This window comes from Streptomyces sp. NRRL B-24085 (assembly GCF_001282115.1).
Taxonomy (GTDB): Bacteria; Actinomycetota; Actinomycetes; order Streptomycetales; family Streptomycetaceae; genus Streptomyces.
In genome coordinates this window covers 78,412-90,959 of the sequence record NZ_LJBR01000040.1, presented here as the reverse complement: position 1 = coordinate 90,959, position 12,548 = coordinate 78,412, and the positions used below count along the sequence as shown (strand labels likewise).

The 12,548-nt window shown below is 71.5% G+C and carries 11 protein-coding genes; 7 read left to right on the top strand and 4 right to left on the bottom strand.

Annotation, left to right across the window (positions count from 1 at the left end):
- Positions 1-107: 107 nt before the first annotated feature.
- From AOJ26_RS06230 to AOJ26_RS06220, 3 genes are all read right to left on the bottom strand, one after another.
- Positions 108-1,028, bottom strand: a complete 921-nt coding sequence (locus tag AOJ26_RS06230) for a JmjC domain-containing protein (protein WP_053847154.1) — start codon at positions 1,026-1,028, stop codon at positions 108-110.
- 394 nt (positions 1,029-1,422) lie between these two features.
- Positions 1,423-2,130 (bottom strand): LmbU family transcriptional regulator, encoded by a 708-nt coding sequence (locus AOJ26_RS06225; RefSeq protein WP_078959768.1) that lies wholly within the window; start codon positions 2,128-2,130, stop codon positions 1,423-1,425.
- Between the two features lie 163 nt (positions 2,131-2,293).
- Positions 2,294-2,473 carry a hypothetical protein gene (locus tag AOJ26_RS06220; RefSeq protein WP_053847153.1) on the bottom strand — a complete coding sequence of 60 codons (180 nt, stop codon included), beginning with the start codon at positions 2,471-2,473 and terminating at the stop codon, positions 2,294-2,296.
- A gap of 362 nt (positions 2,474-2,835) precedes the next feature.
- Between AOJ26_RS06220 and AOJ26_RS06215 the strand changes: the two genes are divergently transcribed.
- The 3 genes from AOJ26_RS06215 (at position 2,836) to AOJ26_RS06205 (ending at position 6,735) form a co-directional block, all read left to right on the top strand.
- On the top strand, positions 2,836-3,384 hold the full coding sequence (locus AOJ26_RS06215) for a hypothetical protein (RefSeq protein WP_053847152.1): 549 nt from the start codon (positions 2,836-2,838) through the stop codon (positions 3,382-3,384).
- Between the two features lie 291 nt (positions 3,385-3,675).
- Complete coding sequence (locus tag AOJ26_RS06210) at positions 3,676-4,599, top strand: helix-turn-helix transcriptional regulator (protein ID WP_179200278.1); 924 nt, start codon at positions 3,676-3,678, stop codon at positions 4,597-4,599.
- A gap of 723 nt (positions 4,600-5,322) precedes the next feature.
- Positions 5,323-6,735, top strand: coding sequence for a non-reducing end alpha-L-arabinofuranosidase family hydrolase (locus AOJ26_RS06205; RefSeq protein ID WP_053847151.1), 1,413 nt, complete (start codon positions 5,323-5,325; stop codon positions 6,733-6,735).
- Between the two features lie 133 nt (positions 6,736-6,868).
- On the opposite strand, the gene AOJ26_RS06200 is transcribed toward AOJ26_RS06205, so the two are convergent.
- Positions 6,869-7,459, bottom strand: coding sequence for a TetR/AcrR family transcriptional regulator (locus AOJ26_RS06200; RefSeq protein WP_053847150.1), 591 nt, complete (start codon positions 7,457-7,459; stop codon positions 6,869-6,871).
- Between the two features lie 247 nt (positions 7,460-7,706).
- On the opposite strand from AOJ26_RS06200, the gene AOJ26_RS06195 reads away from it, so the two are divergent.
- From AOJ26_RS06195 to AOJ26_RS06180, 4 genes are read left to right on the top strand one after another with little or no spacing between them, the layout of a single operon-like run.
- The gene (locus tag AOJ26_RS06195) at positions 7,707-8,249 is read left to right on the top strand and encodes a 2Fe-2S iron-sulfur cluster-binding protein (RefSeq protein WP_053847149.1); all 543 of its coding nucleotides are present in this window, start codon (positions 7,707-7,709) and stop codon (positions 8,247-8,249) included.
- Complete coding sequence (locus AOJ26_RS06190) at positions 8,246-9,238, top strand: FAD binding domain-containing protein (RefSeq protein WP_053847148.1); 993 nt, start codon at positions 8,246-8,248, stop codon at positions 9,236-9,238. The genes AOJ26_RS06195 and AOJ26_RS06190 overlap by 4 nt, the downstream gene beginning before the upstream one ends.
- Positions 9,235-11,367 carry a xanthine dehydrogenase family protein molybdopterin-binding subunit gene (locus tag AOJ26_RS06185; protein WP_053847147.1) on the top strand — a complete coding sequence of 711 codons (2,133 nt, stop codon included), beginning with the start codon at positions 9,235-9,237 and terminating at the stop codon, positions 11,365-11,367. Before AOJ26_RS06190 ends, AOJ26_RS06185 begins: the two co-directional genes overlap by 4 nt.
- A complete protein-coding gene (locus AOJ26_RS06180) occupies positions 11,360-12,484 on the top strand; it encodes an XdhC family protein (RefSeq protein ID WP_053847146.1) in 1,125 nt (374 codons plus the stop codon). Before AOJ26_RS06185 ends, AOJ26_RS06180 begins: the two co-directional genes overlap by 8 nt.
- Positions 12,485-12,548 lie beyond the last annotated feature (64 nt).

Below are 12,548 nucleotides of genomic sequence, written 5' to 3'. Positions count from 1 at the left end.
GCGAAAACCACAGTTGGTTTTCGCGCGCATTTCGGCGCCTGAAAAGAGATTCCGCGCTGGAGAACGTCTACGCTGACACGTCCCGCATCTGATCGGGTCGGCTCGGGTCAGCTCTTGTTAGCGGCAGCCATGTCGGACAGGGAGATCACATGTCGCGGTGCGGGCATTCTGGCCCGCTGGGAGGCCCGTGCGAGGTCCACCAGCTGCTCAGGGGTCAGCTCGGCAAGCCTGCCGCGGGCTCGCTCGATCAGTTCGGCCGCAGCGTCGGTGATCGACCGGTCGTCCAAGGGACGGGGGGCCATCTTCAGTCCCTCGAAGGCCGTGCGCTGGAGCGTACGGAACAGCTCGACCACGCCCACCTCCCGGATCGTCAGGGACAGGTGCGCCGACAGACCGCCGTCTCCCACCGCCTGGTGGGCGAACCCCCGCGGTATGTACAGGACTTCACCGGCCCGCACCGTCGCGCGCAACACCTCGGCGGGCTCGGCCCCCGTGCAGGGGCCCGGTTTCCAGTCCCCGTCGGCCGGGCCTTCGTGGACGGACCACTGCTTGCTTCCCTCGATCTGTACGACGAGTACGTCGGCATCGTCGCGGTGAAGGGGCAGGCCCTGCCGTCCGGCCGGAGTGACGAAGCAGAAGGCCTCGACGGCCAGACCCAGTTCACCCGACAGCGCGGCGACCGTCTCACCGGTGGGCGCGTGCCACTGGTCGATGCATCGCAGGAGCAGGGTGGCACCGTCCGCCAGCGCCTTGCCGATCTTCGCCTCGTCGGCGAATCCCTCGTGGGAGGAGAAGTGGACGGTGCGTGCCGTCGTATAGGCCTCACTGCCCAGGGGATCCTCCGCGCGCGCCATCTCGACGTAGGGCGTGCGCAGGAACCCACTGGCGAGCGCGCCGTCGGCGTCGGCCAGCCCGAACGGGCTGGGTGCGCCTCCCGGTGGCCGGAAGACAGCCGGCTTCCTGCGCCAGTACGACGTCATGAAGCGGTCGGTGTCACCGACCCACCGAGCGAGAGTCGGACGGTTCACATGCATCCTCCTGGCCGGGACAGGCTTGTCCCCTCAAGGCTCTCCCGGTCATCACCGGGCGAACAGTCACAGGTTCTCGGGACCGGCACCTCGCCTTCGCACCTGACCGCGGTGCGCAGGCAGGCCGGTGGTGTCGGCCGGGGCGTGGCGTCACAGGCGTGACCGCCGACGCGGTCGGCCGGGACAGTGCCACCGGCCGGGGCACGGCGCCACAGGCGTGACCGCCGACGCGGTCCGCCGGGACAGTGCCACCGGCCGGGGCGCGGCGCCACAGGCGTGACCCCCGACGCGGTCGGCCCGCCGCCCCGCGTGCGCGTGCGCGTCGGACGACTCTCCGGACCGGTGGGACGGCGGCGTTCTGGCGACGGTGACGGAACGCCGGCGGTGGAACGCTTCAGCGGCTCGCGTCCGCCGCCCGGTCCGCCAACCGGCGCAGCCATGCCGCGACGTCACCGTCCTCCGCGGCGGCCGCACGCTGCCACCTGCCCCAGCGCTCGCCGTCCACGTCCAGCAGCAGGCGCGTGGAGGGTCTGGGGCGGGAAGAGGTGCTTCCGTTCACCGCACGCAGACGGTGCCGGAGTTCGGCCTTCGACCAGCCGTGCTCGGCGGCCTGGCCCAGCCAGTGGTCCTGGTCGTCGGGTGCCAGGGCGGCCACTTCCTGATGGTGCTGGAAGCTCAGTTCGGCCCGGCGGCGGCCGACTTCGACCTTGCGTGCCACCCAGGCGTAGTTGCGCAGCGTCTGGTAGTCGAGTGCTGTCGCCTCGGCCGCCTGCCGGTAGCGGTCGGGGAACGCCGTGCTGCCGTACACCAGCCAGTCCCCCGCCCACCAGGCGGCGGAGTCCGCGAGGCGGTGCAGCCGGTGGCCGAGCTGCGACCACGCCGAGAAGGACAGGCCGTCGGGCAGAAGCAGCGCGGTGCGCCGTGTCTGGCCGATGCCGAGCCCCGCGCCGGCAGCCGATGCCCCGACGGGCCTGGTGCCGGGTTGCCGGGGTTCGCGGTGGTGTCCTGCGTGGGCCGGCGCCTCCGGACGGGCGCGTCGGCGAGCCGTCGGCGGTGCAGCCGTCTGCGGTTGGAGCGGGCCTGCGCCGGAACCATGGGGCATGGGGCGTGTCCTTCGCTTCACGGGTACGTGCCGGTGTAGAGGCCACCCGCCTGGCCGGTCCGGTGGGGGACACGGGCCCCGGCCGTACGCCGTGGGCCCGTGGTGTGCGGGACGAAGCCCCGCAGTTGATCACCCGGCCGGAGACCAGAGGCAGGTCCCTGGATCAGCCGCCCCAGCCCGAGTCGTCGTTGCCGCCGGCGCCGCCGTTGCCGCCGCCCGCCAGCGTGGCCACGTGCTGCGCGTCCTGTGGACCTGCCTCGCCGAACGGGGTGGCACCCGTCACTTGACCGAGCAACCCGAGGGCTGCGGCGACCATCATCACGGTGGCGAGCGCGTGACGCATTACTGACTCCTGTACTTGTTCGTGCCGAGAGGCGACCGTTGTCGTGCCACCAGATTGCCGTGCCGACAGCGGCCGCTCCAACGACCAGAGCTGTCACCAAGTTGCCACGCAACAAGGCGTCGCGGAGAAAAATCCGGCTACGGCCCAGGAAAGGGACATAGAGCTCGAATCCTGGGACCGCGGGGACATCGCCCGGCAGGACACGTGTCCGGTACCGGGAACACGTGACTCGTGTGTGCCCGGCCTCTCGACGACCATGGGGCGGCTCCCATCTGCCGGACGCGGCTGCGTACTTCGAGCCCCGAGCGACGATCGGTGCTTCCGTCACATACCCACCTCGACGGCCAAGGATTGCTGCGACGATGCCCGCTCCCGGCGAGAACGAAGACGAGGACATGTTCTTCCGCGACATGGCCGAGTGTGTGGCCACCCATCAAGAGGTGGGTCCGGCCCTGGTCTGGCCGCGCAACGCCGACGGAGTGCTCAGGCGGCTGAGGACGGAGCATGAGCGCGCCCTCGCGGCCGGCACCGCACCGGACCGGCCCGCCGACCGGCACACGAACGAAGACACCCGGCCCTTGGTGCGCCTGGTGGCCGAACGGCTACGGACACTGGTCGGAGCCTCGGCCGTGCGAGTCGCCTTCCAGGACCTGGCCGCCGGGGAGACCCGGGAGGGCCTGCTGGCGGACGCCGACACCCTGCTGATCACGATCCGGGGCGGGCTGGAGTGCTCGGTGCGGTCCGCCTCGGCGGCCCCGCCGAGGCGCCATCTGCCGTTGACGCTGCGCATGCGCGTGGGTGAGGTCCTGTACGTGCCTCGCAGTTACCCGTTCTCCCTCACCGGCGGGCGATCGCCCTCGACGGTGCTGCAACTGGGCCTGGTCCCCGCCGCTCCGCGGACGACTCTGTGACCGGTCGTCCCTCGTCCGTGGATGACGCCCGAGGGCGAGACTCGAAGGGTTGATGTACGACACGCCTCCGCCAAAGTTTGTTAAAGGCGCAACCACTTGTCGATCTTCTGTGGACAGGTGGGGGAAGCTGGGTGGCGTTGCCGTGTGTGCCCCGACGAGTTGGTCGGCGCTGTGAGAAAGGCCTTGGTGGTGCAGATCTCTTCGGGTGGCGGAGCCCTGGGCGTGACGGGGATCACTCGCCCGTCGAAAGCCGAGGCGAGTGTGTACGGCTGGGTCGCGGTGCATGAGCGAATGGATGTCGACGCCGCCTCCGCCGAACTGGACTTAACGCCTCAGGAGGTCAAGGAGGCGCTGGAGGCGCTGCTGGAGCGGCGGTTGGTGCACCGGTCGGGCGAGGATCCCGTCCTGTTGCGAGCGGTGGATCCTGATCTGCTGGCCGCGGTGGCGACCAGCTCGATCGAAGAGAAGATCAGGAACCAGAAGAGGCTGCTGGAAGAAGTGCGCGAGCGCTTCGCCGGTCTGCGCGAGCACTACGTCAATGGTCTGAGCCGACGGAACGCGCTCCTCGAGCTGATCCCGCGGGTCGACGAGGTGCGGGTTGCGCTCAACCGCGCCTCCGCGCAGTGCCGGCGGGAGCTGCTGACCAGCCAGCCGGGCGGCAGCCGCGACCCGGAAGCGCTGGCCGACGCGCTGGCCCGCGACACGGCACTGCTGCGCCGGGGCGTGCAGATGCGCACGCTCTACCACCACACCGCACGGTTCAACGGACCGAGCCAGTCCTACGTCGCCGCCGTGTCGGCGCTGGGCGCGCAGTACCGCACCGCGCACGAACTCTTCGGACGACTGATCGTCTACGACCGCGAGGTCGCCTTCATCCCCGACGCCTCCCACGCCTGGGGAGCCGTGCTGATCAGGGAACCCTCGATCGTCCGGTACCTGTGCGACATCTTCGAGCAGACCTGGAGCCTGGCGCAGCCCTTCTCCGAGGCCGCGATCGACGGACTCGAAGCGGTCTCCAAGGACATAGACCGCACCATCGTCAAACTCATGGGCGCCGGCCTCAAGGACGAGACCATCGCCCGCCGCCTCGGCATGTCCCTGCGCAGCGTCCGCCGCCACATCGCCGACATGATGGAGTCCACCGGAGCGGAGAGCCGGTTCCAACTCGGAGTCCTCCTCACCCAGCAAGGCCTCCTCAACCCCGACGTCCCCTGACGCGCCAGCACACCCGGGCAGCCGGAGTGAAGTCGGAGAGGGCCTCGGGCCGCCCTGCGGGGGATGTCCCGTTCGATGTCGAGCCCTGCGCCCGCCGGCCCGAGTTGCGTCGGGAGCGTGGTGGAACGTTCGGTCTTGCTCTCGACGTGATCAAGCCGGCCGGAGCCGCCCACCTCGTGCTCTCGGCGTGCGGGCGCTGAGTCGGTTTGGAGGGACCGGGCGGTCACCAGGACCGCCGTCCTGCCCCAGTTCGTCGGCCCGGAAGCTGGTGGTGGCCCGTCCAGCCACAGCACGCTCTACCTGGGCACCGGCCGTGCTGCGCCCCGGACGACGAGGATTAGCCGCAGCGCTGCCCCTGCGCACGCACCTAACCCACACTCCTTTTCGGACACCCCATGTTTGACACGGTTGTTGGAGGGTTGGATTCGGTGTTCATGGGCAGGGAGCGGGAATTCTTGTCGCGGGGGTAGACACCGGCCACACCGGTACCCACTAATCCATCCCATGTATCGGTGGAGTGGATCAATGGAGTCGGAACCAGCCGCAGTACTGGTATCGCGTCCGTCTGCGATCGTTCGTCAACCACGGGACCGTCAGCGTCGGTTGAAGCACTCCACCACTCCTGTCGCACGGTAGGTCTTCCAGCGTTCCGCCCTTTCGTCTGCGCGAAACTTCGACCATTGTCCGATATCACGAACAAGCGCACTCAGGAAAGAGGACTCCATGCTCAGACGCACATTCGGCCGCCCACACCTCTCGGCGGTGCTCGCGGTACTCGTCGCGCTGGCCGCACTGCTCGTCGCGGACCCCGCGCAGGCGGCCTCCACCGGTGCCGTACGCGGCGTCGGTTCCGGTCGGTGCCTCGATGTCTCGGGGGCCGGCCAGACCGACGGCACGAACGTGCAGATCTGGGACTGCACGAGCGGGGCCAACCAGCAGTGGACGCTCACGGACAACAACCAGCTGACCGTGTACGGCAACAAGTGCCTCGACGTTCCGGGCCACGCCACCACCGCCGGCACCCGGCCGGTGATCTGGTCATGCAACGGCGGCACCAACCAGCAGTGGCGAGTGAACTCCGACGGGACGATCGTCGCCGTGGAGTCCGGGCTGTGCCTGGACGTCAGCGGCGGAGCCACGGCCAACGGCACGGCGGTACAGCTCTGGAACTGTGTCGGCAGCAACAACCAGAAGTGGACGGGCCCGTCCGGCACGTCCAACTCGTGCGCTCTTCCGTCGACGTACCGATGGAGCTCGACCGGTGCGCTGGCTCAGCCGGCGAACGGGTGGGCCTCGCTGAAGGACTTCACCACCGTGACGTACAACGGCAAGCACCTCGTCTACGCGACCGCCTCTGACGGGTCGTCGTGGAAGTCGATGGCGTTCAGTCCCTTCTCGAACTGGTCGGACATGGCCTCGGCGGGCCAGACCGGGATGAGCCAGGGCGCGGTGGCTCCCACGCTGCTCTACTTCGCGCCCAAGAACATCTGGGTGCTGACCTCGAACGGGTGGGGGACCCAATGGCCCTTCGTCTACCGCACGTCCAGCGACCCCACCAACCCCAACGGCTGGTCCGCGGCGCAACCGCTGTTCACCGGCAGCGTCCCCGACGGCAGCGCGATCGACCCGACCGTCATCGCCGACAGCCAGAACATGTACCTGTTCTTCGCCGGTGACAACGGCAAGATCTACAAGTCGACCATGCCGCTCGGGAACTTCCCGGCCAGCTTCGGCTCCTCGTACACGACGATCATGAGCGACACGGTGAAGAACCTGTTCGAGGCACCTCAGGTGTACAAGGTCCAGGGCCAGAACCAGTACCTCATGATCGTCGAGGCCCGGGGTGCGACGGAGCAGCGCTTCTTCCGTTCGTTCACCGCCTCCAGCCTGAACGGCCCGTGGACCCCGCAGGCCGCCACCGAGAGCAACCCCTTCGCCGGCAAGGCCAACAGCGGTGCCACATGGACCAACGACATCAGCCACGGTGACCTGGTCCGCAACAACCCCGACCAGACCATGACCATAGACCCCTGCAACCTGCAACTGCTCTACCAGGGCCTCGCCCCCAACACGCCGTCGGGCACGCCCTACATCCAACTGCCGTACCGCCCCGGCCTGCTCACCCTGCAGCGCTGACACACCCGGCCGACACCCACGGCCCCCCGCAGCCCAGCCGCACGCCGGCTGGGCTCCAGGGTGTTCCGGCGGCAGGGTGCGCGGGCCGTCCGGTGGGGTGGGCAAATCCCGGTCGGCCGGACCGTGTCCGCCGTCAGGGCCCTTCTTCCGGCCGACCGGGCGCTCCGGCGCGGAGCGCGTCCATGACGAGGTCCAGGAGGCGGGTCGCCCGGGACTGCCAGTCGCCGTGCGGGTCGAGCGTCCACAGGCCTCCGATGGCGAGAAACAGGTCGTCGACCGTGATCCCGGGGCGGATGACGCCGGCCTGCTCAGCGGCGCGGAGCAGGCACTCGGCCGCCTCGGTCACCGGGGCGTGGCCCGGCTTCTGTACGCCTGGCGCGCCGGTCGCCTGCCGGATCGCGTCGGCCAGCCCCGCCTTGGTCATGGCGAACCGGGCGAGCCCGTCCATCCACTCGCGCAGCGCCACGTCGGGTTCCCGGCTGCACAGCAGTCGCGCCGCGGTGTCGGCGACCTGCTGCATCTCGTGGCGGTAGATCTCCAGGACCAGGGCCTCACGGGTGGGGAAGTGGCGGTAGAACGTGCCCTGCCCGACCCCGGCCTTCTTGGCGATGGTGCTCAGCGGGGTGTCGGCCGAGCGGGTCAGTTCGGCCAGTGCCACCTCCAGGATGCGCGCGCGGTTGCGCTGCGCGTCCGAGCGCAGGGGCACGTCCCTGTTCTGGCCCATGGGCCCTCCTCGCGGTGATGGCCGAAACCCGGTCCTTGTTGAGCGGACAGTTGTCCGTTACGTTTCCGGGTAACGGACAACTGTCCGCTTGTCCCATCGTATCGGCGTGCCGTCCGTGCGGGACAGCCCGGGGCGGCCAGAAGCTGCCCGCCTGCCCCGCATCCTGCACGGTCGCGCACCGGCGGCGCCAGACGCTGCGCCGCTTGCCCGACACCGACCGCCTCACCACGTGAGAGAGAAGGCTTCCATGGCCTCATCGACGTCCAGCGACCTCACCCTGTCCGTCAACGGCGAGAAGTACACGCTGACCGTCGACCACCGCACCACCCTGCTCGACGCCCTGCGGGAACGGCTCGACCTGACCGGCACCAAGAAGGGCTGCGACCAGGGGCAGTGCGGCGCCTGCACCGTTCTGATCGACGGCCGCCGCGGACTGGCCTGCCTGCAACTGGCGGTAGCGGCAGAAGGACGCGAGATCACCACCGTCGAGGGCGTGGCCGACGGCGACCGGTTGCACCCGGTGCAGCAGGCGTTCCTCGAACTCGACGGCTTCCAGTGCGGCTACTGCACGCCCGGACAGATCTGTTCGGCCATCGCCGTCATCGAGGAGCACGCCGCGGGCTGGCCGAGCGCGGCCACCGCCGACCTGCGGCCCGAGGCGGGACCACCGCCCCTGACCCCCGAGGAGATCCGCGAGCGGATGAGCGGAAACCTGTGCCGCTGCGGCGCGTACGTGTCCATCGTCCAGGCCATGGCCCGCGCCGCCGAGGCGAACGGAGCTGCGGCATGAGGGAGTTCGGCTACAGCCGCGCCTACGACGTCCCCGGCGCCGTCGCACTGCTCGACGGTGACCCGGACGCCCGCTTCCTGGGCGGCGGCACCAACCTGGTCGACCTGATGAAGACCGGTGTCGAACGGCCGGGCCGCCTCGTCGACGTACGCGAACTGCCCCTGGACGGGATCGAGTCGACGCCCGACGGCGGACTGCGCATCGGTGCGACCGTCACCAACAGCGACCTGGCCGCCCACCCCGAGGTCCGGCGGCGCTACCCGGCCCTGGCCCAGGCGGTACTGGCCGGCGCCTCCGGGCAGCTGCGCAACATGGCCACCGTCGGCGGCAACCTGCTCCAGCGCACCCGCTGCGGCTACTTCACCGACGTCAACTCGCCCTGCAACAAGCGCGATCCGGGCAGCGGCTGCCCCGCCCTCACCGGCGAGCACCACAATCACGCCATCCTCGGCGCCTCCGGTCACTGCGTCGCCACCCACCCCTCCGACATGGGCGTGGCCCTCACCGCGTTCGACACCCGCGTGTCCTACGAAACGGCCGACGGCCCCGGTGAACTGCCGCTCACCGACCTCTACCTGCCCGTAGGGGAGACACCGCACCGGGAGACCGCCCTGCCGCACGGCGCCCTCATCACGGCCGTCACCCTGCCGCCCAGTGCCACGGCGGTCAACTCCCGCTACCGCAAGGTGCGCGAGCGGGCCTCGTACGCCTTCGCCATCGGCTCGGTCGCCGCCGCCCTCGACCTCAGGGACGGTGTCGTGCACGACGCGCGGCTGGCCTTCGGTGCCGTCGCCTCCCGGCCCTGGCGGGCCCGGGCGGCCGAACGTGTGCTGATGGGCGCCCCGGCCGGCGCCGAGACCTTCGCGGCCGCCGCGGACGCCGAACTGGCGGCCGCCCGGCCCCTGCCCCGCAACGGATACAAGGTGACCTTGATGCGCAACCTCGTCGTGGCCGTGCTCAGCGAACTCGCCGAGGAGGCCACCCGATGACCACCGCCACCACCGGCCGGTCCGCCACCGGACGCGCGACCGGCACCGCCCACACCCGGGTGGAGGGATACGACAAGGTCACCGGCGCCGCCCGGTACGCGGGCGAGATACCTTTCGCCGAACTCGCCCACGGCTGGCTGGTGCTGTCCACCGTCGCCCGCGGCCGTATCCGCGCCCTGGACACCGAGGCCGTCCTCGCGATGCCCGGCGTGCTCACCGTGCTCACGCACCACAACGCCCCGCGCGTCGACACCGACTTCGTCGGCATGATGGGCGTCCCGCCGGACCCGAGCACCGCCCTCTTCCAGCACGACCGGGTGCCCCACCTGGGCTGGCCGGTGGCCCTGGTCGTCGCCGAGACGTCCGAACAGGCCCGCGAGGCCGCCGAGACGCTCGTCGTGCACTACGAGGAGGAGCCGCACGACGTGGCGTTCTCGGCCGGGCGCGAAGCCGAGGCGTACCCGGTCGACGGACACCTGCCGGCCGCGGTGGAGAAGGGTGACCTGGACCGGCAACTCGCGGCGTCAGCCGTGGTGGTGGACGCGCGGTACACCACCCCGGAGGAGCACCACAACCCGATGGAGCCGCACGCGGCGACCGCCCGGTGGGAGGGCGGCCGGCTGGAGGTCGTCGACTCCAACCAGGGCACCGGCTGGGTCGCGGCAGAGCTGGCGAACCTGTTCTCCCTGGACCCGGGCTCCGTGCGCGTGCGCTCCGAGCACGTCGGCGGCGGCTTCGGCAGCAAGGGCGTACGGGCCCACCAGGTGGCCGCCGTGATGGCGGCGACCGTGCTGCACCGGCCCGTGCGGGTCGTCATGACCCGCCGGCAGATGTTCTCGCTCGCCGGCTACCGCAGTCCCACCGCGCAGCGGGTCCGTCTCGGCGCCGATCCGGACGGGCGGCTGCGCGTCCTGGAGCACCGCTCCCTGAACCAGACCTCGACCGTGCACGAGTTCGTCGAGGCGAGCGCCGCGGCCGGGCGGTCCATGTACGCCGCCGACGCCCACCACACGGTCAGCCGGCTGGTACGGCTCGACGTGCCCACCCCGACGTGGATGCGCGCCCCGGGCGAGGCGCCGGGCTCGTTCGCGCTGGAGTCCGCGCTCGACGAACTCGCCGAGAAGTGCGGGATCGACCCGATCGACCTGCGTCTGCGCAACGAACCCGCGGTGGGCCCGGTCTCCGGGCTGCCGTTCGCCGGGCGGAGCCTCATCGCCTGCTTCCGGGAAGGCGCCCGCAGGTTCGGCTGGGCCCGGCGGGACCCGCGCCCGGGCGTGCGCCGCGAAGGGCGCTGGCTGCTGGGCACGGGCACCGCGGCCGCGTCCTTCCCGGCGATGGCCATGCCCTCCACGGCCTCCGTGACGGCTCAGGCGGACGGCACCTTCACGGTCCGTGTCAACGCCGCCGACATCGGCACCGGAGCCCGCACCGCACTCACGATGGTGGCCGCCGACGCCCTGGAGGTGTCCACCGACCGCGTCCGTGTGCGGATCGGTGACAGCGACCTCGGTCCCGCGATGATCGCCGGCGGCTCCGCGGGCACCCGCTCCTGGGCCTGGGCCGTCACGGCCGCCGCGGAGGAACTGCGCCGCGGCCTCGCCCCCGGCGCGGACATCCCGCCGCAGGGCATCACCGCACGGTCGGACACCACCGAGGCCGTCGGCGCGCTCGCACAGAAGGAACGGCACTCCTTCGGGGCCCAGTTCGCCGAGGTCGCCGTCGACCCGGCCACCGGTGAGATCAGGGTGCGCCGCATGCTGGGCGTCTTCGCCGCCGGCCGGATCGTCAATCCGCTCACCGCCCGCAACCAGCTCGTCGGCGGCATGATCTGGGGCCTGTCCATGGCCCTGCACGAGGAAGCCGTCCGGGACCCGGCGAGCGGCGGTGTCCACGGCGCCGACCTGTCCGGCTACCACGTCGCCGCGCACGCCGACGTCCCGCACGTCGAGGCCGTCTGGGTGGACGACCCCGACCCCGACGACCCGGTCGGCATCAAGGGCATCGGCGAGGTCGGCATCGTGGGCGCGGCCGCCGCGATCGCGAACGCCGTCTGGCACGCCACCGGCGTACGCCACCGCGACCTGCCGATCCGCCCGGACCGCGTCCTGTCGGCGGCCGGCGATGCTTGATCTCGCGGCGGCCCTGCACGGGTGGGCCGAGGAGGGCCGGGACTTCGCCGTCGCCACGGTCGTCGGCGTCGGCGGCAGCGCCCCGCGCCCGCCCGGAGCGGCGCTGGCCGTCGACGCCGACGGCACGGTGATCGGCTCGGTCTCCGGCGGCTGCGTCGAGGGTGCCGTGTACGACCTGTGCCAGCAGGCCCTGCGGGACGGCGAGGCGCTGACCGAGCGATTCGGCTACAGCGACGAGGACGCCTTCGCGGTGGGACTGACCTGCGGCGGCACGATCGACGTGCTGGTCGTTCCGTACTCCGCCGGGCGGTCGGTGCACGACGCGGCGCTCTCCGCGGCGGCACGCGGTGAGCCGGTGGCCCTGGCCAGGGTCGCGCGAGGCCCCGACGGGCTGCTCGGCCGGTCCCTGCTGGTCCGCCCCGACGGCTCGTACGAGGGACACCTCGGCGGCGGCGCGGAGCTGGACCGCACCGCGCGCCCCGAGGCCCTCGCCCTGCTGGAGGCGGGCCGGACCGGCACGGTGGAACTCTCCGAGGACGGCACCCACTGCCCCGGCGGCGTCACCCTGCTCGTGGAGTCGGCCGTGCCGCCGCCCCGCATGGTCGTCTTCGGTGCGATCGACTTCGCGGCGGCGCTCGTGCGGACGGGACGGTTCCTCGGGTACCACGTCACGGTGTGCGACGCCCGGCCGGTCTTCGCCACCCGTGCCCGGTTCCCGGACGCCGACGAGATCGTCGTCGACTGGCCCGACCGGTATCTCCGGCGCACGGTCACCGACGACCGGACCGTGCTGTGCGTCCTGACCCACGACGCGAAGTTCGACGTGCCCCTGCTGCGGGAGGCGCTGCGCCGGCCCGCCGCGTACATCGGGGCGATGGGTTCGCGCCGCACCCACGAGGACCGCGAGCGGCGGTTGCGGGAGGCGGGCGTCGGCGAGCGCGAGCTGGCCCGGCTGAGGTCACCGATCGGGCTGGACCTGGGCGCCCGTACGCCCGAGGAGACCGCCGTGTCCATCGCGGCGGAGATCATCGCGCAGCGGCACGGCGGCACGGGCTCCCCGCTCACGGGCACGGCCGCCCCGATCCACCGACGTCACGGACAACCGCAGATGGCTTGAGCGGTAATTGGGAGCCGCAGCACGTCCGCGGACACGCGGAGGGGCCTGGCCGTCGTCGGCTTCG